Genomic DNA, 24,811 nt, shown 5'->3' with positions numbered 1-24,811 from the left:
GGGCTTGGCCTGCGATACCTGAAGTGCGTTCCCAGAACTCGGAGGAAGATGGCACTGTGGGCGTACGGGAAGTGTGGCCAGAAATCCTCGAATCTGTAAAGAATCGCAGACGGTTCGCCTGGCTGCTTCTGAGTCAGAACGTACAGTCAGTCGGGTACAGCAAGAAAAAGATACGCCTCAATTTTCAGAATGCTGGGAGTCGTGACACCTATCTGAGCGCCGACATCGAGACGGTCCTGAAGGAGACTCTTGTCGAAGACTTCGGCATCTCGTGCGAGATTGAGGTGACTGCCGAAATGCCAACCGGTGACACAAGACTAGAAATTAAAGGGAGGCCGACCAGGGCGCAAATAGAAGAAATGACAGTGGGCGGCGAAGTCATCCATGAACAGTTCGGGAAGGGTGCGATCATCTCGATGGCGGGTGCTTGGCCGTCAACTGAAGCAATCATTGATTTTGACAGTGTCGGCAAGAAGCGACTCATGCTGCGATATGCGCCAATCGCTGGGGTCTGACCCGGCGCTGCTGGCTGGCTATAGCGTGGAGTTGAGACCCGAGTGATGAGACGTCGAACTCCGGGTCTACCCCGACTCGCCCCACGGCTTCACGAGGAACTGGCCGCGGTCGTCGAAGGATCCCTCCGCCAGTCGGAGGGGTGAGCGAGATCAGCCCGTCCGGGCTGGTCCCGTGGTCGGCGTCGCCGGCCGGGCGCTTAACGCACACGATGGCGTTCCGCGGCCTTCCGGCCACGGGGCGTTCACCGCTGCCGGAGGGTCACTCTGCCGCGAACTCGTACTGCAACTCGTAGAGGTGTCCGGCCTTCACCATGACCGTCGCTTCGACGGGGCGTTCACTGTCGTCGTAGACGACACGCAGCGTGCACAGGGCAGGGAGGCTACCGGGGAGGCGGAGGGCCTGGAACTGTGCCTGGGTGGGAACGCGGGCAGAGACCCGGTCCACGCTGCGGCGGGGTGGGTGGCCGAGCTCCGCCAGGAGAGCGGGGGTGCCGCCCTTGATTCTGCGGCGGTCCATTAGGGGTGTGTCCCGGGCGATGTCCAACGGGTAGTAGGAATACACCAGTTCGGCAGGTTCGTCGTCGATCAGGAGGAGTTGGCTGCGGAGCAGGGCCATCTCGTGTTCCCGGAGACCGAGGGCAGCGCGCACGTCCGCGGGCGGGCGGGCCTCGTGTACGTCCAGTAGCGTGACGTGAGCTTGCGTGCCGTGCTTGGCTGCCTCGGCGAGCCAGGGGTAGGTCTCGCCGGCGGCGGGCGAGTTCAAGGATCCTGCGGGGCGTATTGTGCGCTGCCGGTGTGCGCGGACCATCACCGCCGCGCCTGCCCGTCCGACCACCAGGCCTTCGTCCTTGAGGAGTTGGAGCGCCTTCTGGATAGTGGCGTTCGACGCCTCGAAGCGGGTCTTGAGCTGGGCGGTGGAGGGCAGATTGGCGCCCGGCGGGAGTTCGCCGCTCATGATGTCGTCGCGCAGATCGGCGGCGATCCGTTCGTGCAGGGAGCGGCGGTCGTGGGCGTCCGGTTCGGCCTTGGGCACGGTCATCCGATCCTGATCTCGTAGCGCAGCTGCTGCCGCAGAGCGGGCATCACCATACGGTCGACTTGGATCGGGCGGTCGTCGCGATTCAGTGTGAGCCGTGTGAGACGCAGCACCGGCTCGTCCGGCGCCGTCTGCAGAGCGTCGCGCTCCGCCTCGTCGGGCATGCCGGCCCGCACGTCCTCGCGGACGAGGGCACCGGCATGGCCCAGTCGGGCGAGCAGGGTGACGGCTCCACCGGGGATCTTGGCCGTTCCGGCGAGTGCTGTGCCTCGGGCGATGGCGGCGGGGTAGTAGGTGTCGGTCAGTTCGTTCGGCTCGCCGTCGAGAAGGATCAGGCGCTGCCGTACGACGACGGGCTCGCCCTCCGGAATCCCGAACAGTCGCGCCACCTCGGCAGGAGCGGGCACCTCTCCGGCATGGACGATGCGCTGGGTCCCACGTCGGCCTTGAGCTGCCGCGTCGGCACTCCAGGCGTCGCCCTGCCCTTGCTCGCGGGGAGACAGATACGGCATCGAGGTGCTGACCCAGCTGCTCGCGCTCACGATGTCCTCCTTGGAGCCATCACGATTCCCAACCTTGCCGCTTTACACGGTAAGCGACTTGGGTCCGGTCATCAGGCGGACAATCTTTCCGCTTTTCGCGAATAGTTGTAAGGTGTTTGGGTGTTGGGCAGCCCTGAACCAAGGGGGCGCCCGTCGTGCTTCGTTCCTGCGAACCCGATCGGAACCGATGACATGACCGACCTCATCCGCCGTCTCGCTGCCCGGATGGGCCTTCAGCTCAATTGCCGCAGGGCACATCAACGCCCGATGCATGCACCACGCCACGCGCCCACCGACCCAGCCCCGGCTCGGACCCTGCTGCCCGCCCACCGAAGCCCGTATGGGCTGGACACATTCCTGGACGGCACCGCCACTGTGGCCGTACGTCCCTACCTCGTCGTCCACGAACAGCGTCAGCGACGGCGTGAACTGGCCATGGCCACCCTCGGTTTGGACATGCCGGGGCCCTACTGGATCCACAGGGTGGAGGTCGCTTGATGGGAAGCGAATCCGATGCGCCGGAGCCGCAGACCGCCAAGGCGTTGCGCAGCGCACGTCTTCTGCCCTGGACGACCCCGGAGAGCAAGCCGTGCTACCTGATTACCGACGACCGCGGTGGCCCCGTATCCCGCCTGGCCGACGCCACCGAAGCCGTCCAGCTCGGCATGGGCGCCCAACTCCTCTCCCACGCTCGCCACTTACTTCCGAGCGCCCCTGAGGGTGAGCTGCGCTTCCTCGCTGAGCGTCTGACTGAGGCTCTCCACGACGCCCTCCGTATCGCCGAAAGCAGGGGGCAGAAGAAGCCCGACCAGGCTCGGAAGCCCTTTCCGTGAGCGACGCCATCGCCACCGGTCCGCCACCGTCGCCGGAGTGCGCGCTGGCCGCCCTGCCCGGATATCAGGATCTGCACGCTCAATGCCGTCAGGTCGGCGACGTACCACTGCCCTTCGCCATCGGCATCCTGCTGCAGCGTCGCTGTGGTTGTCGTTGCCATGCCGGGAACACCGACGCCCCCGCGTCCACGTAGGACACGGGGGCGTCGGTACAGCGGTCAGGGCCTGCTCTACTTCACCGGCTCCGGCTCCGGTGCGCTCTCCGTCTCCTCGTCGCCCGCCGGGTCGACCGGCGTCTTGACGGACTCCAGGAGCAGCTGGGCGACGTCCACGACCTGGATGGATTCCTTCGCCTTGCCGTCGTTCTTCTTGCCGTTGACCGAGTCCGTGAGCATGACCAGGCAGAACGGGCAGGCGGTGGACACGATGTCCGGGTTCACCGACAGCGCCTCATCGACGCGCTCGTTGTTGATGCGCTTGCCGATGCGCTCCTCCATCCACATGCGCGCACCGCCCGCGCCGCAGCAGAAGCCGCGCTCCTTGTGGCGGTGCATCTCCTCGTTCCGGAGGCCGGGGACGTTGGCGATGATCTCGCGCGGGGGCGTGTAGATCTTGTTGTGGCGGCCCAGGTAGCAGGGGTCGTGGTACGTGATGATGCCCTCGACCGGGGTGACCGGGACCAGCTTGCCCTCGTCCACCAGGTGCTGGAGCAGCTGGGTGTGGTGGATGACCTCGTAGTCGCCGCCGAGCTGCGGGTACTCGTTGCCGATCGTGTTCAGGCAGTGCGGGCAGGTCGCGACGATCTTCTTCGCCGACTTCGGCTTGGCGGACTCCGGGACCACCTTGCCGTCGTCGTCCAGCTCCTCGCCGAACGCCATGTTCAGTGCCATGACGTTCTCCATGCCGAGCTCCTGGAAGAGGGGCTCGTTGCCCAGCCTCCGCGCCGAGTCACCCGTGCACTTCTCGTCCCCGCCCATGATCGCGAACTTGACGCCCGCGATGTGGAGCAGCTCGGCGAAGGCCTTGGTCGTCTTCTTGGCGCGGTCCTCCAGGGAGCCGGCGCAGCCGACCCAGTAGAGGTACTCGACCTCGGTGAGGTCCTCGATGTCCTGGCCGACGACCGGGACCTCGAACTCGACCTCCTTGAGCCACTCCAGGCGCTGCTTCTTGGCCAGGCCCCAGGGGTTGCCCTTCTTCTCCAGGTTCTTGAGCATCGTGCCCGCCTCGGACGGGAACGCGGACTCGATCATCACCTGGTAGCGGCGCATGTCGACGATGTGGTCGATGTGCTCGATGTCCACCGGGCACTGCTCGACGCAGGCGCCGCAGGTGGTGCAGGACCACAGGACGTCCGGGTCGATGACGCCGTTCTCCTCGACGGTGCCGATCAGCGGCCGCTCGGCCTCCGCGAGAGCCGCGGCGGGCACCCCGGCCAGCTGCTCCTCGGACGCCTTCTCCTCACCCTCCATGGACTTGCCGCCACCCGCGAGCAGATACGGCGCCTTGGCGTGCGCGTGATCCCGCAGCGACATGATCAGCAGCTTGGGGGAGAGCGGCTTGCCGGTGTTCCAGGCCGGGCACTGCGACTGGCAGCGACCGCACTCGGTGCAGGTCGAGAAGTCGAGGAGGCCCTTCCAGGAGAACTGCTCCACCTGGGAGACGCCGAAGACGTCGTCGTCACCGGGATCGGTGAAGTCGATCGGCTTGCCGCCGGAGGTCATCGGCTGCAGCGCGCCCAGAGCCGTACCGCCGTCGGACTCGCGCTTGAACCAGATGTTCGGGAACGCGAGGAAGCGGTGCCAGGCCACACCCATGTTGGTGTTCAGCGAGACGACGATCATCCAGATGAACGAGACGCTGATCTTGATCATCGCGACCAGGTAGATCAGGTTCTGCAGCGCGGAGACGCTCAGCCCCTTGAAGGCGAGGACCAGGGGGTACGAGGCGAAGTACGAGGCGTCGTAACCGTCCACGTGGTGGATGGCGCCCTCCAGGCCGCGCAGCACGTAGATCGCGAGGCCGATGGTGAGGATGACGTACTCGACGAAATAGGCCTGACCCGACTTGGAGCCCGCGAAGCGGGACTTGCGGCCGGGGCGGGAGGGCAGGCTCAGCAGCCGGATCGCGATCAGCACGATGATGCCGATCGTGGTCATCACGCCGATGAACTCGGTGTACATCTCCAGCGGCAGCCACTCGCCGACGACCGGCAGCGTCCAGTCCGCCTGGAAGAGCTGGCCGAAGGCCTGGGCCAGGGTCGGCGGCAGGGTGAGGAAGCCGACGGCCACGAACCAGTGCGCGAAGCCGACGATGCCCCAGCGGTTCATCCGGGTGTGCCCGAGGAACTCCTTCACCAGCGTCACACTGCGCTGGTAGGGGTTGTCGGTGCGGGTGCCGGCGGGTACCGGCTGGCCCAGTTTGAAGTACCGGACGAACTGACCGATGGCGCGTGCGAGCAGCGCGACGCCGACCACGGTCAGAACCAGCGACACGATGATCGCGGCGAGTTGCATTGGGGGCTCCTCGGGCCTGCGAGGTTATTACTAAGCGGTAACTTATGCAGTCCGTCTGAGACTACCCTTATCTTCCATCGCACTGTAGCCAGGCGTGCAGTGATCTGGATCGCTGAGGGTTGCCTTAAGATCCGCGAAGATCCGAACGTGTTATTCGTACCAAATTGGTACATTCGCAACTAATTTAGATCCGTGCTCTACGGGATCGTCGCCGCCACCTCCGCCCTGCTCCTCGCCGCCGTACTCAGTGCCCTCGGTCGGGTGCCCGCTCTGCGTCTCGGGGTCGTCGACCGGCGGCGGCAGCGGCCACTGCCGGTGTTCGGGGGTGTCGCGATCGTGCTCGCCACCTGTCTCGTCACCCTCGTCGGGGACCGGGCCGGGGTCGCGCGGCTCGGTGACGGAGTCGGGCGGTTGCTCGTCGCGGGGGCCGGTGTCGCCTTGCTGGGGCTGGTTGCCGATGTGCGGCGGGTCAAGGTGCGGGTGCTTGTCGTCGGTACGGCGGTCGCGGCCGCGTGTGTCGTGCCGTACGAGGAGACGGGCGTCGTCGGTGGGGCGCTCGCCGTCGCGTGGGTCGTGTTCGTCGCCCTTGCCTTTCGCGCGCTCGATCACGCCGACGCGCTCGCCGGGACCGTCGGGGTCGTCACCGCCTTCGGGGTCGGTGCCTGTGCCGCCGCCGAGGTGATGGACGGGCTTGCCGTGCTGCTCAGCGTGCTGGCCGCCGCGCTCACCGGGTTTCTCATGCACAACTGGCATCCCGCGCGAGTGGGGCTCGGGGCCTGCGGGTCGCTCTTCACGGGGTTCGTGCTCGCCTCGGCCGCCGTGTTCACGCGGGCCGGGTACGGGATCGCCTCCAGTGCGGGCGTGCTGTTCTCGCTCACCGCCGTCGCCAGTGCCGACGTAATCCTCGTGGTGTTTGCTCGGCGGCTCGGCGGGCGAGCCCTCTTGCGCCGTGGGCCCGATCATCTCGCGCACCGGCTGCGGCGGTCGGGGCTCACGCCCGCCGGGGTGACCGTGCTGCTCGGGCTCGGGGCGTTTTCGGGGGTGCTCGTCGGGGTCCTCGTACATGTGGGGTGGATCGCGGAATCGGCGGTGCTGTGGGTCGGGGGCGGGGTTCTCGGGGTGGTGGGGGTGCTCCTCCGGATCCCTGGTTCTTCCCCTAGGGGACCTGGAACACCGCAGGTCACGGGCCAGTTGCGTGTAAGGAACGGATAAGAGTTGAGTCGCTGCGGCTCAGGTCTGTTGACCCATTCGCAGACGTCATGCACACTTGAGTCCGTTCCACTCAAGTCAGCTGGAGGAATCAACCATGGCACGTGCGGTCGGCATCGACCTGGGCACGACTAACTCCGTCGTCAGCGTTCTTGAAGGCGGCGAGCCCACCGTCATCACCAACGCCGAGGGTGCCCGGACCACGCCGTCCGTCGTCGCCTTCGCGAAGAACGGCGAAGTGCTCGTCGGCGAGGTGGCCAAGCGCCAGGCGGTCACGAACGTGGACCGGACCATCCGTTCCGTGAAGCGCCACATGGGCACCGACTGGAAGATGGAGCTCGACGGGAAGCCCTTCAACCCGCAGCAGATCTCCGCCTTCATCCTCCAGAAGCTCAAGCGGGACGCCGAGTCCTACCTGGGCGAGAAGGTGACCGACGCGGTCATCACCGTCCCGGCGTACTTCAACGACTCCGAGCGCCAGGCGACGAAGGAGGCCGGCGAGATCGCGGGCCTGAACGTCCTGCGCATCGTGAACGAGCCCACCGCGGCCGCGCTCGCGTACGGCCTCGACAAGGACGACCAGACGATCCTCGTCTTCGACCTCGGTGGCGGCACCTTCGACGTGTCCCTCCTGGAGATCGGCGACGGCGTCGTCGAGGTGAAGGCCACCAACGGCGACAACCACCTCGGTGGTGACGACTGGGACCAGCGCGTCGTCGACTACCTGGTGCAGCAGTTCAAGTCCGGCCACGGCGTGGACCTCGCCAAGGACAAGATGGCGCTGCAGCGTCTGCGCGAGGCCGCCGAGAAGGCGAAGATCGAGCTGTCCTCCTCGACGGAGACCTCGATCAACCTGCCCTACATCACCGCCTCCGCCGAGGGCCCGCTGCACCTGGACGAGAAGCTCACCCGGGCTCAGTTCCAGCAGCTGACCGCGGACCTCCTGGAGCGCTGCAAGACCCCGTTCTTCAACGTCATGAAGGACGCCGGCGTCAACATCAACGAGATCGACCACGTCGTCCTCGTCGGTGGCTCCACCCGTATGCCCGCCGTCGCCGAGCTCGTCAAGGAGCTGACCGGCGGCAAGGACGCCAACAAGGGCGTGAACCCGGACGAGGTCGTCGCCATCGGCGCGTCCCTCCAGGCCGGTGTCCTCAAGGGTGAGGTCAAGGACGTCCTGCTCCTCGACGTGACCCCGCTGTCCCTCGGTATCGAGACCAAGGGCGGCATCATGACCAAGCTCATCGAGCGCAACACCACGATCCCGACCAAGCGGTCCGAGATCTTCACCACGGCCGAGGACAACCAGCCGTCCGTGCAGATCCAGGTCTACCAGGGCGAGCGCGAGATCGCGGCGTACAACAAGAAGCTCGGGATGTTCGAGCTGACCGGTCTGCCCCCGGCGCCCCGCGGCGTCCCGCAGATCGAGGTGTCCTTCGACATCGACGCCAACGGCATCATGCACGTGACCGCCAAGGACCTGGGCACGGGCAAGGAGCAGAAGATGACCGTCACCGGCGGCTCCTCGCTGCCGAAGGACGAGGTCGACCGGATGCGCCAGGAGGCCGAGCAGTACGCGGACGAGGACCACCGCCGCCGCGAGGCCGCCGAGACCCGCAACCAGGGCGAGCAGCTCGTCTACCAGACGGAGAAGTTCCTCAAGGACAACGAGGACAAGGTCCCCGGCGAGATCAAGACCGAGGTCGAGGCCTCGATCGAGGAGCTGAAGACCGCGCTCAAGGGCGAGGACACCGCCGAGATCCGCACCGCCACCGAGAAGGTCGCGGCCGTCTCGCAGAAGCTCGGCCAGGCCATGTACGCCGACGCCCAGGCCGCACAGGCCGCGGGCGGCGCGTCCGCCGGCGACGAGGCCCCGAGGGCCGACGACGACGTGGTCGACGCCGAGATCGTGGACGACGAGCGCAAGGACGGTGCCGCGTGACGGAGGAGACCCCGGGCTTCGAGGAGAAGCCCGACGTCCCCTCAGGCGCGACCCCCGACGACGCCGAGCCGAAGGCCGCCTCCCCCTCCAGCGGAGAGGGGGCGGCCCCGGCCGGGGACGCATCAGCACAGATCGCCGGCCTGACGGCCCAGCTGGACCAGGTGCGCAAGGCGCTCGAAGAGCGCACCGCGGACCTCCAGCGGCTCCAGGCCGAGTTCCAGAACTACCGCCGCCGGGTGGAGCGGGACCGGATCACGGTCCGGGAGATCGCCATCGCGAACCTCCTGACCGAGCTCCTGCCCGTGCTCGACGACATCGGCCGCGCCCGGGACCACGGCGAACTCGTCGGCGGATTCAAGTCCGTCGGGGAGTCGCTGGAGACCGTCGCGGCGAAGATGGGTCTGCAGCAGTTCGGCAAGGAGGGCGAGCCCTTCGACCCGACGATCCACGAGGCCCTGATGCACAGCTACGCGCCGGACGTCACCGAGACGACCTGCGTGGCGATCCTGCAGCCCGGGTATCGCATCGGCGAGCGCACCATCCGCCCCGCGCGGGTGGCCGTCGCCGAGCCCCAGCCCGGGGCGCAGACGGTCAAGGCCGAAGGGGCCGAGGAGGCTCCGGCGGCCGGGGACGACAAGGACAACGGCCCTGAGGAGGGCTGAAGTCACCAGGACTGATCGGGAGGAGGGGCGTCGGGGATGAGCACCAAGGACTTCATCGAGAAGGACTACTACAAGGTCCTCGGCGTCCCCAAGGACGCCACCGAGGCCGAGATCAAGAAGGCGTACCGGAAGCTCGCCCGCGAGTTCCACCCGGACGCCAACAAGGGCAACGCCAAGGCCGAGGAGCGCTTCAAGGAGATCTCCGAGGCCAACGACGTGCTCGGCGACCCCAAGAAGCGCAAGGAGTACGACGAGGCGCGGGCCCTGTTCGGCAACGGCGGGTTCCGCCCGGGGCCGGGCGCGGGCGGCGGCAACTTCAACTTCGACCTGGGCGACCTCTTCGGAGGCGGCGCCCAGGGCGGGGGCTCCGGAGGCTTCGGCGGCGGACTCGGTGACGTCTTCGGGGGCCTGTTCAACCGCGGCAGCTCCGGTACGACCCGGGTGCAGCCCCGGCGCGGCCAGGACATCGACACCGAGGTCAGCCTCAGCTTCACCGAGGCGATCGAGGGGGCGACGGTCCCGCTGCGCATGTCCTCGCAGGCGCCCTGCAAGGCCTGCTCCGGCACCGGCGACGCGAACGGCAACCCGCGGGTCTGCCCGACGTGCGTCGGCACCGGCCAGGTGGCGCGGGGCTCGGGCGGCGGCTTCTCGCTCACGGACCCCTGCCCGGACTGCAAGGGCCGCGGTCTGATCGCGGAGAACCCCTGCGAGGTCTGCAAGGGCTCGGGACGCGCCAAGTCCTCCCGCACCATGCAGGTCCGCATCCCGGCCGGCGTCTCGGACGGGCAGCGCATCCGGCTGCGCGGCAAGGGCGCGCCGGGCGAGCGGGGCGGTCCGGCGGGCGACCTGTACGTCACCGTGCATGTCGACGCCCACCCGGTGTTCGGCCGCAAGGGCGACAACCTCACCGTCACCGTCCCCGTGACGTTCGCGGAGGCGGCCCTCGGCGGCGAGGTCAGGGTCCCCACCCTGGGCGGCCCGCCCGTCACCCTGAAGCTGCCGCCGGGCACGCCCAACGGCCGCACCATGCGCGCCCGGGGCAAGGGCGCGGTCCGCAAGGACGGCACCCGCGGGGACCTGCTGGTCACCGTCGAGGTGAGTGTCCCGAAGGACGTGACGGGGAAGGCTCGTGACGCGCTTGAGGCGTATCGCGAGGCGACCGCGGGCGAGGACCCGCGGGCGGAGCTGTTCCAGGCCGCGAAGGGAGCATGAACAAGCCATGGATGGGACCGGCCGTCGACGCAACCCGTACGAACTGACCGAGGAGACCCCGGTCTACGTCATCTCGGTGGCGGCCCAGCTCTCCGGCCTGCACCCGCAGACCCTCCGTCAGTACGACCGCCTCGGCCTGGTCTCCCCGGACCGCACGGCCGGGCGGGGCCGCCGCTACTCGGCCCGCGACATCGAACTGCTGCGCACCGTGCAGCAGTTGTCGCAGAACGAGGGCATCAACCTGGCCGGCATCAAGCGGATCATCGAGCTGGAGAACCAGGTCGCCGCGCTCCAGCAGCGCGTCGCCGAGCTCCAGGCGGCGGTCGACGGCGCGGCGGCGGCCATGCAGCAGCGCGAGGCGGCGGTGCACGCGTCGTACCGCCGCGACCTGGTCCCGTACCAGGAGGTCCAGCAGACCAGCGCGCTGGTGGTGTGGCGGCCGAAGAAGGCCAAGGACTAGGCGCAAACGCGAGAGGGGCCCGGAGGACGAACCTCCGGGCCCCTCTCGTGCGTTCAGGGCGCCAGGACCGCGTAGTCGCCGCCGGCCGCCGACTCGCTGCCGTCCGCGTACAGGGCGGTCACCCAGTAGAAGTGGGTGGTGCCGGTGGCGGCCGTGGTGTCCGTGTACGAGGTGGCCGTGGCGGTGTCCGCCAGCTTCTCGTACGTCTTGGTCGCCGGGTTCCAGCGGTAGACGCGGTAACCGGTGGCGTCGGCCACGGTGTTCCAGGACAGCGCCACGTCCGTGCCCGCGGGGCTCGCCGTCAGGTGGACCGGCGAGCTCTCCGGAGTGGCCACGCTCGGCGTCATGTCCAGTTCCGTGACGCTCACGGCCGGGACCCCGTCGTCGCTCCACTGGATGGCGGAGTTGCCCTCGTCGTCGACGGCGTCCATGAAGAAGCAGACCTCGTCGCCGTCGGGGAGCGTGGTGTAGTCGTACGAGGTCTCGGTGGGGGAGACGTAGTCCGACGCGCTGCCGTAGCAGACCTGTTGGCCGTCCTCGCCGTCGAGGAGCTCGCCCCAGTAGACCGTGTAGTACTTCAGGTCCGTGGCCGCGCTCTTGTCCCATGTCAGGTGGAAGCCGTACTCGGTCGGGGTCACGTCGAGGCCGGTGACGAGCTGCGGCGGATCGTTGTCCCAGATCTTGCCGCGCTGACTCGCGGACCGCGCCGACTCGTTGCCCGCCGCGTCGATGGCGGACACCCGGTAGTAGTAGACGACGCTCTCGGCGGCCGAGGTGTCCAGATACGTCAGCCCGCTCGTGCTGCCGATCGCGGAGTACGTGCCGTTCTCGCTCGCCGCCCGGAAGACGCGGTACGACACCGCGTCCGCGACCGCGTCCCAGCCGACCTCGAGCCCGCCCGTACCGCCGGTCGAAGTCACCTCGCCGGTCGCCTCGTTGATGACGGGCGCGGCCGGCGCGACCCGGTCGGGGGTGGTCACCGGCTGGTCCGCCGTACCGGCCGACTCGTTGCCCGCCCTGTCGTACGCGCGCACCTCGTAGTAGTACGTCTGCCCGGTCACCGGGAGCGTCGGGTCGCTGTACGTCGTCGAGGTGGTCGTGGCGATCGGCGTACTCCCGAAGGACGCGCCCTTCAGCCGACGGTAGACGCGATAGCCCTGGAGGTCCATCTCCTTGTTCTTCGACCAGGCGAGCTTCGCCTTGCCGGTCGAGGAGTCGTACGAGGCGGAAAAGCCCGTCGGGGCAAGGGGCTTGACCTTGTCGACGTCGGCGGAGGTGCGCGGGTTGTAGGTGACGGAGACGGCGGCGGAGCCGGTCCAGTTGACGTAGTCGACGCGGACCGTGTGCTTGCCGGCGGGGATCGTTACGTCGACGTTCTTCCGGACCGTCGACGAGACGTTCTTCCAGAGGTCGATCTTCCGGGTGCCGTCGACGTAGACGCGGATGCCGTCCAGGCCGGAGGCGGAGAGCGTGAAGGGGCCGCCGGAGCCGAAGTCGCGGGTGACGGTCCAGCGGACGCCGAAGTTGTCCTTCGGCAGGCCCGAAGCAGGCGCGCCCGTCTTCCAGTTCTGGTCGATCGCGCTGTCGCAGTCCGTCTTCTTCGGGGTGCCGGAGAAGGCGGTGTTCGCGAAGAACTGGCGCTTGAAGACGGGGGAGGCGCAGGAGGTCGCCGCCGAGGCGGGCGCGGCCGTCGCGGAGAGCAGGCCGGCGGCGGTGGCGAGCACGACGGCGGACGTGGCCGTGACCGTCGTACGTCTGGCTGGCTTCATTCGATCCTCTGGTCGGTTCTTGTACGGCTGTTGGAAGCCGTCGTGATCACGACTCGCGAGGAATCGGGTTGGTTGTACGGATCTTTGCCTGCCGATTGCCACCCGTTGTATGGAGGGTCCGTAAAGGGCGTTTGGAGGGGGTTGTGCCAAGCCTTCACATGACAAGCGGAGAGTGGCGTTGCGCACTCGTTAAGTAGTTCCGCTTGACGCCCGGGGCCGCCTCCGCGTTGGCTTTTCAGTCATCCGGGTCGCAATGCTGCGCCCGTGTCCCGAAGGCACCAGAAGTGAGCAGCCCAGTGAGCAGTCCCATGCGTCGTCGTACCGCCATCGCCGTGGCCGCGTCCGCCACGATGTCCCTCGCGCTCGCCGGCTGCGGCGTGCTCAACGTGTCGGGGAACAGCAGCTCGGCGAGCCCGACGAAGGGCGACGACGTCACCATCGGGCTGCTGCTGCCGGAGAAGGCCAACACGCGTTACGAGGACTTCGACTACCCGATCATCAAGGAACAGGTCGCGAGCCTCACCAAGAAGCAGGGCAAGGTCGACTACGCCAACGCCGACCAGGACGCCGACAAGCAGGCGCAGCAGATGCAGCAGATGATCGACGACAAGGTCGACATCATCCTGCTGGACGCGGTCGACTCGCATGCCATCGCGACCGAGGTGAAGAAGGCCAAGGACGCGGGCATCCCGGTCATCGCCTACGACCGGCTGGCCGAGGGCCCGATCGACGCGTACGTCTCCTTCGACAACGAGCTGGTCGGCGAGGTGCAGGGCCGCTCCCTCCTTGAGGCGCTCGGCTCGGACGTCGACACCTCCGACAAGATCGTCATGATGAACGGCTCGCCGACCGACCCGAACGCCAAGCAGTTCAAGGCGGGCGCGATGTCGGAGCTGAACGGCAAGGTGACGATCTCGGAATCCTTCGACACCAAGGACTGGAAGCCGGAGAACGCCCAGGCCAACATGACGGCGGCGATCAACAAGCTCGGCAAGGACAACATCGCCGCGGTCTACTCCGCCAACGACGGCATGGCCGGCGGCATCGTCAAGGCCCTGGAGGACGCGGGCGTCACCACCCTCCCGCCGATCACCGGCCAGGACGCGGAACTCGCCGCCGTGCAGCGGATCGTCGCGGGCGAGCAGTACATGAGCGTCTACAAGTCGTACCCGCAGGAGGCGGAGGCGGCCGCGCAGATGGCGGTGGCCAAGGTCCAGGGCCACGACATCCAGTTCGACGCCCTGACCCAGGACTCGGTGGACAGCCCGACGAACAAGGACATCCCGGCCCAGCTGGTCACGGTGACGGCCCTGACGAAGAAGAACATCAAGTCGACCGTCATCGCGGACGGCATCTACAAGCTCTCGGACATCTGCACGAGCGAGTACAAGACGAAGTGCGACGCGATCGGGCTCAAGTAGCCGAAGCCGCCCCGGCCCGACCGGCCGCCGTACGCCCGCGTCAGGCCACCCGCGTGAACACCACCGACACCTCCGGCGGTCCGCCCGCCACGCCTCGGTAGATGCCCTTGTGCGGGGTCACGTCGTCGTAGTCGCGGCCCCGGGCCACCACCACGTGGGACTCGTCGGCGCGGGTGCGGTTGGTGGGGTCGTAGCCGCACCAGTCGCCCGCCCAGTACTCGATCCATGCGTGGCTCTGGCCGGCCACCGGGCGGTGCAGGTCGGCCTCGCGCTCGGGGTGCAGATAGCCGGAGACATAGCGGGTGGGCAGGCCGACGGCGCGCAGCAGGGCGATCGTCAGGTGGGTGATGTCCTGGCAGACGCCCGCGCCCTGCTCCCAGGCCTCCGCCGGCGAGGTGTTCACACTGGTCGCGCCCGGCAGGTACGACACCCGGTCGGCGACCAGCGCGGACACCGCGAGCGCCGTGTCGTGCGGGTCGAGGCCGGCCGCGGCCTTCCGCGCCTTCTTGACCAGCTTCGCGGGGACGGTCGTACGGCCCGTGGGGCTCGCGAACTCCAGCAGGCGGGTGTTCGCGACGCGTTCGGCGACCTCGGCCCATTCCGGGGCCTGCGGGAGCGGGCCGGGCGGGGCGGTCTCGACCAGGCTGGACGCCGTGATGGTCAGATGGCCGTGCGGATCCATCAGGTCGAAGCCGGTGACCTGGGTGCCCCAGTAGTCCCAGTACGACCAGGTGGGCGTGGTGGGGTTGACGGTGACGCGGGCGTCCAGCGTCGTCTGCCCGGGGAGCGTCAGCGGGGTCATACGGACCTCGTTGTGCGAGGAGGCCGCGGGCTGGGCGTAGGCGACCTTGGTGATGTGCTTGATACGGAGGCGGCTGGTCATGCTCACGCTCCTTCCTGGGCCCACTCGACGGGCCCCTGGTACGGGAAGAACCGCTCCGCCACCGCGTCGGCGGACGCCATGCAGGCCTGCTGCAGGTCCCGCAGCAGGACGGGGAGTTGGTCTTCCAAGGCGTGCGTGTCCAGGTATTCGAGGCGGGTGCGCAGGCGGCCGATCGGCCGGCGGGCCGGGTCCTGGCGGGGGCGGCCGAGCGCGGTGAGGCACTCCTCGGCCGTGGTCAGCGCGTGCAGCGCGGAGCGCGGGAAGTCCCGGTCCAGGAGCAGGAACTCGGCCACCCTCGGGGTGTCGCCGAAGCCGCCGTACACGCGCGCGTACGCCTCGTCGGCGCCCGACGCGCTCAGCAGCGTCGTCCAGTCCGGCGCGTGCGCCGCGTCCAGCACCCGTACCGACAGCAGTCGTACGGTCATGTCGACCCGTTCCAGGCTCCGGCCGAGCACCACGAACCGCCAGCTGTCGTCCCGGCTCATCGTCGAGTCGGCCAGCCCGAAGAACAGCGCGGCCCGGCTCCGCACCAGCTCCAGGTAGGCGTACGGGCCCGTCCGGCGCGCCGCGAGCCGCTGGTCGGCGAGCGCGTGCCACGTCGAGTTGAGGCACTCCCACATCTCCGAGGAGACCGCCTCACGCGCACTCCTCGCGTTCAGCCGGGCCGCGCCCAGCGCGCCCTCGATCGAGCCCGTCGAACGGGCGTCGAAGGCCAGCTGGTCCAGCACCTGCTGCATGTCGCAGGGGCCGTCGCCCGCGTCCATGCCGAGGATCGCGTACAGCGACCGGCAGGCCGCGTCCTCGTCGCGCCAGGGGTCCTCCAGCATGCGGTGCAGATAGGCGTCGAGGATGCGCCCGGTGGCGTCGGCGCGCTCGACGTAACGCCCGGTCCAGGTCAGGGCCTCGGCTATCCGGGAGAGGATCACGTCGTTCACTGCTGCTGCGCCCCTTCCTGTACGACGGAACGGGTGCCGTCGGGTCCGAGCCGGCGCGGGGCGACGGCGGGCAGCGCGGTCTCCGGCTCGGGCGCGGGCTGCTCGGCCGGGCCCTCGGCGAGCACCCAGGTGTCCTTGGAGCCGCCACCCTGGCTGGAGTTGACGATCAGGTTGCCCTCCTGCAACGCCACGCGCGTCAGGCCGCCGGGGAGCACCCAGATGTCGTCGCCGTCGTTCACGGCGAAGGGTCTGAGGTCGATGTGGCGCGGTGCCATGCGCTCGCCGGCGAGGGTGGGGGAGGTGGACAGGGCGACCGGACGCTGGGCGATGAAGCCGCGCGGATCGGCGATCACTGCTTTGCGAGTGCGTTCGAGGGTCTTCGCGTCGGCCTTCGGGCCGATGACGATCCCCTGCCCGCCGGCGCCGTCGACCGGCTTGACGACGAGCTTGTCGATCTGGTCGAGGACTGCCTCCAACTGCCCCGGTTCATCGGGCCGGTAGGACTCGACGTTCGGCAGAATCGGTTCCTCGGAGAGGTAGTAGCGGATCAGGTCCGGGACATACGTGTAGAGCAGCTTGTCGTCGGCGATCCCGTTGCCCACGGCGTTCGCGAGTGTGACGTTGCCCGCCATGGCGGCGCCCATGATGCCGGGGCAGCCGATCACCGAGTCGGGGCGGAAGTGGAGCGGGTCGAGGAAGTCGTCGTCCAGGCGCCGGTATACGACATGGACGGGCACCTCGCCGCGCGTCGTACGCATCCAGACCCGGTTGTTCCGGCACACCAGGTCGTGCCCCTCGACCAGCTGCACGCCCATCAGCCGGGCGAGCAGGGCGTGTTCGAAGTAGGCGGCGTTGTTGGGCCCCGGGGTCAGTACGACGACCCGGGGATCGACGGTCCCGTCGGGCGCGGCGGCCCGCAGCGCGGCGAGCAGCCGCTGGGCGTACCCGTCGACCGGCAGGACGTGCTGTTCGGCGAAGAGCGAGGGGAAGATCCGGGTCATCGCGCGCCGGTTCTCGATGACGTACGAGACCCCGCTGGGCACCCGCACATTGTCCTCCAGCACCCGGAAGTCCCCGGCCTCGTCCCGTACCAGGTCGATGCCGGCGACGTGGATGCGTACCCCGCCCGGTGGCTCCACGCCGTGCGCGGCGCGGTGGAAATGGGGGGAGTTGAGCAGCAGCCGCCAGGGCACGACACCGTCCTCGAAGGCCCGGCAGTGCCCGTAGGCGTCGGCGAGATAGGCCTCAAGGGCCCGCACCCGCTGACTGACCCCCCGTTGTATGAGATCCCACTCCAGGGCGTCGAGGATCCTGGGCACGAGGTCCAGCGGCCAGGGCCGCTCCTCGCCCGCGAAGGCGTAGGTCACGCCCCGGTCGGTGAACGCCCGGGCCATCTGGTCGGCCCGGAACCTGAGTTCACTCGGCTCGATCGGCTGAAGTGCCGCCAGCACCGGCTCATAGGCGGTCCTGACCTCACCCGGCCGCTCGAACATCTCGTCCCACGCGTCGGCCAACGCGTATGCGTCAAATATGTCCGCCATGAGGGGACGTTAGAGGCGACGCGTAACGCGGTGATCACCACGGCATTTCCGGGACCTTGCGCGGAGCACGGGCTTCCGGGGCCCCGGCCGGGCAGGGGGGTGCCCGACCGGGGCGCTGCCGGGGAGCGGCACCCGGGGGGAAGCGGCCTCCACGATGCCTTCACAACCCTGCCCGCACCACCGTCAGCTTGTTGCAAGTCGACGGGTGGAGGCCTGGAAAAAGTCGGGCGAAACGGTGTTTTACGACGGTCTTGATGGAGGGAGCCGTGTTGCGGAGCCGGTTGTGTCCGCGCATAGTTGCGCTGCGGAAGCGCGAGCGAGAACCGCTGCGGACCGTGGGAGCACGCCTGCACAAGAGGCCGGAAACCGGGGGTGGGATGGGCGATGGCCGGGCACGGGACCCAGGAGCATCCACACGGTGCCGACCGACTGTGCGCGGCCGGGGACCGCGTGTACTCCCGGGCCGTACGCCGTGGCCGGGTCTCCCGCGTCGACGCCGACCAGGTGCCCTGTCTGCTTGAACTGGCCCTGCTGCACCCCGACCCCGACGACATGGACTGGCTGGTCCCGACCTCCCCGCAGGAGGTCATGACCCGGCTGCTGCGCGGGGTCTACGACGAGGTCAGCTCCAGCCAGCGACGGGTGGGCTCGGCGGTCGCGGCCTTCGAGTGGTACGCCGGCCTCGGCCCGTCGGCCCAGCAGGCGGGCGGCGCGGAGGGCACCGCGATCCGTGTCCTGGACGGGCTTTCGCGCATCCAGGCGGCGATGGACGAGGCGACGGACGCGTGCACGACGGAGGTCCTCACGGTCCAGCCGGGCGGCATCCGCCCCGAGCACGAACTGACCGAGGGCCTGCACCGGGCACTGGCCCTGCGCGGCCGGGGCGTCCGCATGCGCGACCTGTACACCCACGTGGCCCGCCACGGCCAGGGCCTGCTCAACTACCTTGAACTGATGGGCGGTTCGGTCGAGGCCCGCACGCTCGACGAGGTCATCGACCGCCTGATCCTCTTCGACCGCACGGTGGCCTTCATCCCGGCGAACGCGGACCGCACCCTGGCCCTCGAACTGCGCCACCCGGCCCTGGTGGAATACCTGGTCACGGTCTTCGAACGCCTCTGGCGCCTGGCGATCCCCCTCACGGCCCCGCTCCCCGACACGGGCATCGAGGGCATCTCCCACCGGGAACAGTCCATCGCGGCGCTGCTGGCAGAGGGCCACCAGGACGCGGTGATCGCGGAGCGCCTGGGCATAAGCGTCCGTACGTGCCGCGCCCACATCGCCCGGCTCTCCGAGACCCTGGGCGCGGCCAGCCGCACCCAACTCGGCGTCCGCATAGCCCAGGTGGGCCTGGACGCCCCCCGTCAGCCGGCCGACGCCACGTCGCTCACTCTTCCCGGTCAAGAATCCCCGACCGCGCGATGAGATAGCCGAGCTGGGCCCGGCTGTCACTGCCCAGCGTCGCCGCGAGCTTGGCGATGTGGACGCGGGCGGTACGGATGTTCATGCCGAGGCGGTCGGCGATGACGGCGTCGGTGTGGCCCTCTACGAGGAGGGCGGCGATGGCGTGTTGGCGGGGGGTGATGCCGTTGAGGGTGGGGCGCTGGACGGCTTGGGGGTGCATGGGGGTGGCGAGGCGCCAGAGGCGGTCGAAGGCGGTGGCGAGGTAGCCGACGACTGCGGGGTGGCGGATCTCGAGGGCGAGGGCGCCGTCTTCCCCGGCGGGGATGAAGGCCACGGTGCGGTCGACCAGGACGAGCCGGTCGGTGACCTCGTCGAGGGTGCGGGCTTCGGCGTCCCCCCTCAGTTCGTCGTAGCGCGCGTGGATGAGGGGGAGATGCCGCTGGGTGTGCTGGTAGATGGTGCGGATGCGGGCCCCGCGGTTGAGCAGGGCCTGGTCGCGTTCCATGGCCTCGGCCTGCGCCGCCACGCCGCGCTCGTCGCTGTAGTGCAGGTTGGGCTGGACACAGAGAAGTTCCCGCGCTTCGGCCATGACCTCGGTGATCGCGTGGTTGATCCGTCTCGTACCGCTCAGGAGCCTCAGTCCCGGGCTGAGCTCCGTCCCCGTCCGACGGCCGTCGATGCGCATCAGCGGCTCGAACGTTTCAGCGAGCAGGGCCTCACGACGCCGTTCCTCGGCGATGCGGTCTCCAGTGGTCCTCAGCAGCCGGTGCAGGGCGACTGCCGGCGCGAGCGGCTCCAGCCGGTCGAGGTCCACGAGGGTGGGATGCAACAGGCCGAAGTCCACCAGGCACGGAGCCGTTTCGGCTTCGGCGCTGCTCACATGGCCTTGGCGCAGCGCGCGTTCATAAAGCTGCGCACCCGCCGCGCAGAGGTCCTCCGCTCCGTGCTCCGGGTGGCTTGGCGAGGTCACCCACCCTCCCTTCCTGGCTCACTGCTGCTGGTTCAGGATCCCCGACTGCGCTATGAGAAAGCCGAGTTGGGCTCGGCTGCCGCTGCCGAGGGCAGTGGCCAGCTTGGCGATGTGGGCCCGGCAGGTACGGACGTTCATCCCCAGGCGACGGGCGATGGCCTCGTCGACGTGACCCTCGACCAGGAGCTTGGCAATGGAGTGCTGGATCTCGGTGATGCCGTCCGGCGCGGTCTCGTAGGGAGCGCCGGCATTCAGTGGCACGGCGCGGTTCCACATGAACTCGAAGACCTTGATCAGGTACCGGACGAGCCCGGGGTGACGTAGCTCCAGAGCCACCTGCTGGTCGTCCCGGGTCGGAATGAAGGCGACGGTCTCGTCGCAGATGATCAGCCGCTCCACCAGCTCGTCGATGGTGCGGTACTCCACCTTGCCGTCGACGAAGTGCTCCACGTAGGAGAGCTTCTCGGGGTTGTACCGGGCCGTGTGCTGGTACAGGGTCCTGATCCGCACACCGCGGTCGATGAGCGGCCGGTCGCGTTCCAGCCCCTGCAGGAAGGTGCGCTCGGAGAAGCGGTTGGTCGGCTGGACCGTGAGCATCTCGGTCTGGCACTGGGCCGTCGCCAGGTCGAGCGCCGCGTTGATCCGGTCGCTGCCTTCCAGTACGGAGATCGAGTGCGTCGTGGCCGTCGTCTGCGTGCTGAGCGCCATGAACGGCTCGAAAGCTTCGGACAGTTCGATTGACCAGCGCCTGCGCTCCGCTATCTCGTGCTCAATGGGATTGAGCCGTTGGGCGAGCGCCACTGCCGGAGGAACAGGACGCAGCCAGTCCGGATCGTCCGGATCGGGATGCAGAAGAGCCAGTTCGATCAGGCAGGGAGCCGGCTCCGCGTCCACGCGCGAGAGACGCCCCGTGCGCAGGGCGTTGGCGTAAAGTCGGCCACCTTCCTCGCACAGTTCGGTCACCGCATGGGGATGCGCCGCTTTAGTCCGATTCGCTACCAAATCTCCACCCCCCAGGGTCCTGAACATGCAGGAACATGATGCACCGATTGTGTGGCCATGACGTGCCTGAATGAGCCATCGTCTTATCCGACGGGGGAAAAGGGGACCTTCAAGTGAGGACGAAGCCGACATGAGCAAGAGATCGCTTCGCTCGATACTTGTCGCCGCCTTCTCCACCGTTGTTGTGGCCGTCGGAGTACTGGGCGGTCTCTCCGGTGCGAAGGGCGACATCCGGGCGGACAGCAGGTGGCCGGCGGTGGCTGAATCCACCACGCTTGCGAATGACACTGCCTCAACGGTCGGCACAGACGACAGCGCCGGGAGCTGACGACGTGACCATTCCACCCGACGACCGGTCCTTCCGCAGAGAGATGGCGACCGCCTACCGTTCCGGCTGGCACTTCATCGACCTGGTCACCGCGATCCCCCACGCCGGTGACTCGTTGATGGTGACCGTCTTCGGTGAGCCCGTCGTCGTGACGCGGGACCAGGACGAGGACGTACGGGCGTACCGGTGTCTGCGGCGGCCTCGGGGGGCGCCGCAGCCCGTGCGGTGTGCCATTCGGTACGGAATGATCTTTGTGAACCTGGACCAGCGAGACCACCGGCTGGTGGAACCGGAAGCCCCCAACGTACGGACCATCTCAGCCACCCCCCGCAGTGCCTGACGCGAATCCCCCGTCGTAACAGTTCGCTCAGGTACTTCCCCCCGCAGCGGCGTCACCGTGACCTGAACACGGTGACGCCGCTGCAGTTTTGGGGGACATTTCAGGGTATCCACCCAATCGTCGGCCACCCCGCAGTGGCCGAAAACCGTCACCCACGCCCCATGGCCCTCGTCAGCTCGATCTCGATCACGACGCGTGACGGGTTGGGCGAAGGGGTGCGCCCGTAGCGCTCGGCATAGCGCCGCTCGGCCTCCGCGACCTGGTCAGGACCGGTCCGTACGACCGCCCGCCCCTCCAGCGTCGCCCACCGCCGCCCGTCCACCTGGCACACGGCCACCCGCGCCCCCTCCGGCCCGGCCGCCAGCACATTGGCCACCTTCGTACTGGACTTGCTCGCGATCACCCGAGCCAGCCGGGCCTCCGGATCGTATGTGACCCCGACGGGCACCACGTGCGGGCCGCCGTCCGGGCGCGGGGTCGTCAGCGTGCACAGATGCCGCTCCCGCCAGAAGCTGAGGTACGCGGGGTCGGGAGCGCCGGGGTCCTGGGGGTACGCAGCCATGGGCAGGACGGTATCCCTTCGAACCCGGTATCCGTTCGCACCTTGAGTGGAATAGACTCAACTTTGTGTACGTTGCTCAAGTCACACCGTGACAGTGGACGAGGACTGACGCCAGGAGGAGAACGGAAACGTGGACGCCGAGCTGACCAACCGGAGCCGGGACGCGATCAGGGCGGCCGAGCAGCGGGCCGTGACCGGAGGGCACCCGGACCTCACCCCCGCCCACCTGCTGCTGGCCCTGCTCCAGGGTCAGGACAACGAGAACATCGTCGACCTGCTCGCCGCCGTGGACGCCGATCAGGCGGCCGTGCGCGCCGGGGCCGAGAAGGTGCTCGGGTCGCTGCCCAGCGTGGCCGGCTCCACCGTCGCGCCCCCGCAGCCGAGCCGTGAGCTGCTCGCGGTGATCGCGGACGCCGGTGAGCGCGCGAAGGACCTCGGCGACGACTACCTCTCCACCGAGCACCTGCTGATCGGCATCGCCGCGAAGGGCGGCGCGGCCGGTGACGTACTGTCCGGGCAGGGTGCGAGTGCGAAGAAGCTGCAGGAGGCCTTCCAGAAGGCGAGGGGAGGACGCCGGGTGACCACAGCCGACCCGGAGGGCCAGTACAAGGCCCTGGAGAAGTTCGGCACCGACTTCACGGCCGCCGCGCGGGACGGGAAGCTCGACCCCGTCATCGGGCGCGACCAGGAGATCCGGCGGGTCGTGCAGGTGCTGTCCCGGCGGACCAAGAACAACCCCGTCCTCATCGGTGAGCCGGGCGTCGGCAAGACCGCCGTCGTCGAGGGGCTCGCCCAGCGGATCGTCAAGGGTGACGTGCCCGAGTCCCTCAAGGACAAGCGGCTCGTCGCGCTCGACCTGGGCGCGATGGTCGCGGGCGCGAAGTACCGGGGCGAGTTCGAGGAGCGGTTGAAGACCGTCCTCGCCGAGATCAAGGACTCCGACGGCCAGATCATCACCTTCATCGACGAGCTGCACACGGTGGTGGGGGCCGGCGCCGGTGGGGATTCCGCCATGGACGCCGGGAACATGCTGAAGCCCATGCTCGCGCGTGGCGAGTTGCGCATGGTCGGCGCGACCACCCTTGACGAGTACCGCGAGCGGATCGAGAAGGACCCGGCGCTGGAGCGCCGCTTCCAGCAGGTGCTGGTCGCCGAGCCGACGGTCGAGGACACGATCGCGATCCTGCGCGGGCTCAAGGGGCGTTACGAGGCCCACCACAAGGTCCAGATCGCCGACAGCGCGCTGGTGGCGGCCGCGACCCTCTCCGACCGCTACATCACCTCCCGCTTCCTGCCCGACAAGGCCATCGACCTCGTCGACGAGGCGGCCTCCCGGCTCCGTATGGAGATCGACTCCTCGCCCGTCGAGATCGACGAACTCCAGCGCTCCGTCGACCGGTTGAAGATGGAGGAGCTGGCGCTGGAGAAGGAGACCGACCCGGCCTCCCGCGAGCGCCTGGAGAAGCTGCGCCGCGACCTCGCCGACCGCGAGGAGGAGCTGCGGGGCCTGACCGCCCGCTGGGAGAAGGAGAAGCAGTCCCTCAACCGGGTCGGTGAACTCAAGGAGAAGCTCGACGAGTTGCGCGGCACGGCCGAACGGGCCCAGCGCGACGGCGACTTCGACACCGCCAGCAAGCTGCTGTACGGCGAGATCCCCACGCTGGAACGGGACTTGGAAGCCGCCTCCGAGGCCGAGGAGGAGGTGTCCAGGGACACCATGGTCAAGGACGAGGTCGGCTCCGACGACATCGCGGACGTCGTCGCCGCCTGGACCGGCATCCCGGCCGGCCGCCTCCTGGAGGGCGAGACCCAGAAACTCCTGCGCATGGAGGAGGAGTTGGGCAAGCGGCTGATCGGCCAGTCGGAGGCCGTGCAGGCGGTCTCGGACGCGGTCCGCCGCACCCGCGCGGGCATCGCCGACCCCGACCGCCCCACCGGCTCCTTCCTCTTCCTCGGCCCGACCGGCGTCGGCAAGACCGAACTCGCCAAGGCCCTCGCCGACTTCCTCTTCGACGACGAGCGGGCGATGGTCCGCATCGACATGTCGGAGTACGGAGAGAAGCACAGCGTGGCCCGCCTGGTCGGCGCGCCTCCCGGCTACGTCGGCTACGAGGAGGGCGGCCAGCTGACGGAGGCGGTGCGCAGGCGCCCGTACAGCGTGGTACTTCTCGACGAGGTCGAGAAGGCGCACCCCGAGGTCTTCGACGTCCTGCTCCAGGTGCTGGACGACGGGCGGCTGACGGACGGTCAGGGACGTACGGTCGACTTCCGCAACACGATCCTCGTGCTGACGTCGAACCTCGGCAGTCAGTTCCTGGTCGACCCGCTCACCGGCGAGGAGGAGAAGAAGGAGCAGGTTCTGGAGGTCGTCCGGACGTCCTTCAAGCCGGAGTTCCTCAACCGCCTCGACGACCTGGTCGTGTTCTCCGCCCTGACGAAGGACGAGCTGAGCCGTATCGCGCGCCTCCAGATCGACCGGCTCGCGAAGCGTCTCGCCGAACGCCGCCTCACCCTGGAGGTCACCGACGAGGCCCTGGCCTGGCTCGCCGACGAGGGCAACGACCCCGCCTACGGCGCCCGCCCCCTGCGCCGCCTGGTCCAGACCGCCATCGGCGACCGCCTCGCGAAGGAGATCCTGGCCGGCGAGATCAAGGACGGCGACACGGTCCGGGTGGACACCTTCGGCGAGGGCCTGATCGTGGGGCCGGCGACGGGAAAGACCCTGTAAGGGG

Annotated in this window: 24 protein-coding genes; 14 read left to right on the top strand and 10 right to left on the bottom strand. The window is 68.8% G+C overall.

Annotation, left to right across the window (positions count from 1 at the left end; translation table 11 throughout):
• Positions 1-23 precede the first annotated feature (23 nt).
• A complete protein-coding gene (locus tag ABZ848_RS07080) occupies positions 24-515 on the top strand; it encodes a hypothetical protein (RefSeq protein ID WP_360827183.1) in 492 nt (163 codons plus the stop codon).
• Between the two features lie 259 nt (positions 516-774).
• On the opposite strand, the gene ABZ848_RS07075 is transcribed toward ABZ848_RS07080, so the two are convergent.
• Positions 775-1,554, bottom strand: a complete 780-nt coding sequence (locus ABZ848_RS07075) for a GntR family transcriptional regulator (RefSeq protein WP_360826548.1) — start codon at positions 1,552-1,554, stop codon at positions 775-777.
• The gene (locus tag ABZ848_RS07070; RefSeq protein ID WP_360826545.1) at positions 1,551-2,093 is read right to left on the bottom strand and encodes a UTRA domain-containing protein; all 543 of its coding nucleotides are present in this window, start codon (positions 2,091-2,093) and stop codon (positions 1,551-1,553) included. Before ABZ848_RS07070 ends, ABZ848_RS07075 begins: the two co-directional genes overlap by 4 nt.
• Before the next feature lie 267 nt (positions 2,094-2,360).
• Here ABZ848_RS07070 and ABZ848_RS07065 point away from each other — a divergent pair, with 267 nt between their 5' ends.
• Genes ABZ848_RS07065 through ABZ848_RS07055 form a run of 3 tightly spaced genes read left to right on the top strand, consistent with a single transcriptional unit; the run spans position 2,361 to position 3,120 of the window.
• Entirely contained in the window at positions 2,361-2,591 is a 231-nt protein-coding gene (locus ABZ848_RS07065) for a hypothetical protein (RefSeq protein WP_360826542.1), read from the top strand.
• Positions 2,591-2,926: a hypothetical protein gene (locus ABZ848_RS07060; protein ID WP_360826539.1), complete on the top strand. Its 336-nt coding sequence runs from the start codon at positions 2,591-2,593 to the stop codon at positions 2,924-2,926. Before ABZ848_RS07065 ends, ABZ848_RS07060 begins: the two co-directional genes overlap by 1 nt.
• Positions 2,923-3,120, top strand: coding sequence for a hypothetical protein (locus ABZ848_RS07055; RefSeq protein WP_360826536.1), 198 nt, complete (start codon positions 2,923-2,925; stop codon positions 3,118-3,120). The genes ABZ848_RS07060 and ABZ848_RS07055 overlap by 4 nt, the downstream gene beginning before the upstream one ends.
• Before the next feature lie 36 nt (positions 3,121-3,156).
• Here the strand turns inward: ABZ848_RS07055 and ABZ848_RS07050 are convergent, their stop codons facing one another.
• Complete coding sequence (locus ABZ848_RS07050; RefSeq protein WP_360826533.1) at positions 3,157-5,439, bottom strand: (Fe-S)-binding protein; 2,283 nt, start codon at positions 5,437-5,439, stop codon at positions 3,157-3,159.
• Between the two features lie 192 nt (positions 5,440-5,631).
• Here ABZ848_RS07050 and ABZ848_RS07045 point away from each other — a divergent pair, with 192 nt between their 5' ends.
• From ABZ848_RS07045 to ABZ848_RS07025, 5 genes are all read left to right on the top strand, one after another.
• Complete coding sequence (locus ABZ848_RS07045; RefSeq protein WP_360826530.1) at positions 5,632-6,651, top strand: MraY family glycosyltransferase; 1,020 nt, start codon at positions 5,632-5,634, stop codon at positions 6,649-6,651.
• A gap of 94 nt (positions 6,652-6,745) precedes the next feature.
• Positions 6,746-8,590 carry a molecular chaperone DnaK gene (gene dnaK, locus ABZ848_RS07040; RefSeq protein ID WP_360826528.1) on the top strand — a complete coding sequence of 615 codons (1,845 nt, stop codon included), beginning with the start codon at positions 6,746-6,748 and terminating at the stop codon, positions 8,588-8,590.
• The gene (gene grpE, locus ABZ848_RS07035) at positions 8,587-9,252 is read left to right on the top strand and encodes a nucleotide exchange factor GrpE (RefSeq protein WP_360826525.1); all 666 of its coding nucleotides are present in this window, start codon (positions 8,587-8,589) and stop codon (positions 9,250-9,252) included. Before dnaK ends, grpE begins: the two co-directional genes overlap by 4 nt.
• A 36-nt stretch (positions 9,253-9,288) precedes the next feature.
• Complete coding sequence (dnaJ, locus tag ABZ848_RS07030; RefSeq protein WP_360826522.1) at positions 9,289-10,464, top strand: molecular chaperone DnaJ; 1,176 nt, start codon at positions 9,289-9,291, stop codon at positions 10,462-10,464.
• A 7-nt stretch (positions 10,465-10,471) separates the two neighbouring features.
• Positions 10,472-10,924 carry a helix-turn-helix transcriptional regulator gene (locus tag ABZ848_RS07025; protein WP_360826520.1) on the top strand — a complete coding sequence of 151 codons (453 nt, stop codon included), beginning with the start codon at positions 10,472-10,474 and terminating at the stop codon, positions 10,922-10,924.
• Between the two features lie 53 nt (positions 10,925-10,977).
• On the opposite strand, the gene ABZ848_RS07020 is transcribed toward ABZ848_RS07025, so the two are convergent.
• Positions 10,978-12,693, bottom strand: a complete 1,716-nt coding sequence (locus ABZ848_RS07020; RefSeq protein ID WP_360826517.1) for a PA14 domain-containing protein — start codon at positions 12,691-12,693, stop codon at positions 10,978-10,980.
• Positions 12,694-13,001: 308 nt separating this feature from the next.
• Between ABZ848_RS07020 and ABZ848_RS07015 the strand changes: the two genes are divergently transcribed.
• The gene (locus ABZ848_RS07015; protein WP_360826514.1) at positions 13,002-14,114 is read left to right on the top strand and encodes a substrate-binding domain-containing protein; all 1,113 of its coding nucleotides are present in this window, start codon (positions 13,002-13,004) and stop codon (positions 14,112-14,114) included.
• Between the two features lie 40 nt (positions 14,115-14,154).
• Here the strand turns inward: ABZ848_RS07015 and ABZ848_RS07010 are convergent, their stop codons facing one another.
• Genes ABZ848_RS07010 through ABZ848_RS07000 form a run of 3 tightly spaced genes read right to left on the bottom strand, consistent with a single transcriptional unit; the run spans position 14,155 to position 17,473 of the window.
• A complete protein-coding gene (locus tag ABZ848_RS07010; protein ID WP_360826512.1) occupies positions 14,155-14,997 on the bottom strand; it encodes a transglutaminase family protein in 843 nt (280 codons plus the stop codon).
• A 2-nt stretch (positions 14,998-14,999) separates the two neighbouring features.
• Positions 15,000-15,932: an alpha-E domain-containing protein gene (locus tag ABZ848_RS07005; protein WP_360826509.1), complete on the bottom strand. Its 933-nt coding sequence runs from the start codon at positions 15,930-15,932 to the stop codon at positions 15,000-15,002.
• Positions 15,929-17,473: a circularly permuted type 2 ATP-grasp protein gene (locus tag ABZ848_RS07000; RefSeq protein ID WP_360826506.1), complete on the bottom strand. Its 1,545-nt coding sequence runs from the start codon at positions 17,471-17,473 to the stop codon at positions 15,929-15,931. Before ABZ848_RS07000 ends, ABZ848_RS07005 begins: the two co-directional genes overlap by 4 nt.
• Before the next feature lie 384 nt (positions 17,474-17,857).
• On the opposite strand from ABZ848_RS07000, the gene ABZ848_RS06995 reads away from it, so the two are divergent.
• A complete protein-coding gene (locus ABZ848_RS06995) occupies positions 17,858-18,898 on the top strand; it encodes a LuxR C-terminal-related transcriptional regulator (RefSeq protein ID WP_360826504.1) in 1,041 nt (346 codons plus the stop codon).
• On the opposite strand, the gene ABZ848_RS06990 is transcribed toward ABZ848_RS06995, so the two are convergent.
• On the bottom strand, positions 18,861-19,847 hold the full coding sequence (locus tag ABZ848_RS06990) for a helix-turn-helix transcriptional regulator (protein ID WP_360826501.1): 987 nt from the start codon (positions 19,845-19,847) through the stop codon (positions 18,861-18,863). The two genes, ABZ848_RS06995 and ABZ848_RS06990, sit on opposite strands and share 38 nt — an antisense overlap.
• A gap of 18 nt (positions 19,848-19,865) precedes the next feature.
• Positions 19,866-20,876, bottom strand: coding sequence for a helix-turn-helix transcriptional regulator (locus tag ABZ848_RS06985; protein WP_360826498.1), 1,011 nt, complete (start codon positions 20,874-20,876; stop codon positions 19,866-19,868).
• A 103-nt stretch (positions 20,877-20,979) separates the two neighbouring features.
• Between ABZ848_RS06985 and ABZ848_RS06980 the strand changes: the two genes are divergently transcribed.
• The gene (locus ABZ848_RS06980) at positions 20,980-21,177 is read left to right on the top strand and encodes a hypothetical protein (RefSeq protein WP_360826495.1); all 198 of its coding nucleotides are present in this window, start codon (positions 20,980-20,982) and stop codon (positions 21,175-21,177) included.
• Between the two features lie 4 nt (positions 21,178-21,181).
• Entirely contained in the window at positions 21,182-21,517 is a 336-nt protein-coding gene (locus ABZ848_RS06975; protein WP_360826492.1) for a hypothetical protein, read from the top strand.
• Positions 21,518-21,665: 148 nt separating this feature from the next.
• Here ABZ848_RS06975 and ABZ848_RS06970 read toward each other — a convergent pair whose 3' ends face one another.
• Positions 21,666-22,079 (bottom strand): TIGR03618 family F420-dependent PPOX class oxidoreductase, encoded by a 414-nt coding sequence (locus tag ABZ848_RS06970; RefSeq protein ID WP_360826489.1) that lies wholly within the window; start codon positions 22,077-22,079, stop codon positions 21,666-21,668.
• Positions 22,080-22,209: 130 nt separating this feature from the next.
• Between ABZ848_RS06970 and clpB the strand changes: the two genes are divergently transcribed.
• Positions 22,210-24,807, top strand: a complete 2,598-nt coding sequence (gene clpB, locus ABZ848_RS06965) for an ATP-dependent chaperone ClpB (protein WP_360826486.1) — start codon at positions 22,210-22,212, stop codon at positions 24,805-24,807.
• The last annotated feature ends 4 nt before the right edge of the window (positions 24,808-24,811 follow it).

The sequence above is a fragment of the Streptomyces sp. NPDC047081 genome (genome assembly GCF_040643775.1).
Classification (GTDB): domain Bacteria; phylum Actinomycetota; class Actinomycetes; order Streptomycetales; family Streptomycetaceae; genus Streptomyces.
Note: the sequence above shows the minus strand (reverse complement) of the source record. Positions and strands in the feature narration are given on the sequence as shown.

Excerpts from the sequence above, each read along its gene's own strand:
- ABZ848_RS07060 (WP_360826539.1), top strand. The coding sequence starts at position 2,591 with ATGGGAAGCGAATCCGATGCGCCGGAGCCGCAGACCGCCAAGGCGTTG.
- ABZ848_RS06985 (WP_360826498.1), bottom strand. The coding sequence starts at position 20,876 with ATGTTCAGGACCCTGGGGGGTGGAGATTTGGTAGCGAATCGGACTAAA.
- ABZ848_RS06995 (WP_360826504.1), top strand. The coding sequence starts at position 17,858 with ATGGCCGGGCACGGGACCCAGGAGCATCCACACGGTGCCGACCGACTG.
- ABZ848_RS07065 (WP_360826542.1), top strand. The coding sequence starts at position 2,361 with ATGCATGCACCACGCCACGCGCCCACCGACCCAGCCCCGGCTCGGACC.
- ABZ848_RS07020 (WP_360826517.1), bottom strand. The coding sequence starts at position 12,693 with ATGAAGCCAGCCAGACGTACGACGGTCACGGCCACGTCCGCCGTCGTG.
- ABZ848_RS07050 (WP_360826533.1), bottom strand. The coding sequence starts at position 5,439 with ATGCAACTCGCCGCGATCATCGTGTCGCTGGTTCTGACCGTGGTCGGC.
- ABZ848_RS07025 (WP_360826520.1), top strand. The coding sequence starts at position 10,472 with ATGGATGGGACCGGCCGTCGACGCAACCCGTACGAACTGACCGAGGAG.
- ABZ848_RS07075 (WP_360826548.1), bottom strand. The coding sequence starts at position 1,554 with ATGACCGTGCCCAAGGCCGAACCGGACGCCCACGACCGCCGCTCCCTG.
- dnaK (WP_360826528.1), top strand. The coding sequence starts at position 6,746 with ATGGCACGTGCGGTCGGCATCGACCTGGGCACGACTAACTCCGTCGTC.
- ABZ848_RS07015 (WP_360826514.1), top strand. The coding sequence starts at position 13,002 with ATGCGTCGTCGTACCGCCATCGCCGTGGCCGCGTCCGCCACGATGTCC.
- ABZ848_RS06980 (WP_360826495.1), top strand. The coding sequence starts at position 20,980 with ATGAGCAAGAGATCGCTTCGCTCGATACTTGTCGCCGCCTTCTCCACC.
- dnaJ (WP_360826522.1), top strand. The coding sequence starts at position 9,289 with ATGAGCACCAAGGACTTCATCGAGAAGGACTACTACAAGGTCCTCGGC.
- ABZ848_RS07000 (WP_360826506.1), bottom strand. The coding sequence starts at position 17,473 with ATGGCGGACATATTTGACGCATACGCGTTGGCCGACGCGTGGGACGAG.
- ABZ848_RS07010 (WP_360826512.1), bottom strand. The coding sequence starts at position 14,997 with ATGACCAGCCGCCTCCGTATCAAGCACATCACCAAGGTCGCCTACGCC.
- ABZ848_RS06970 (WP_360826489.1), bottom strand. The coding sequence starts at position 22,079 with ATGGCTGCGTACCCCCAGGACCCCGGCGCTCCCGACCCCGCGTACCTC.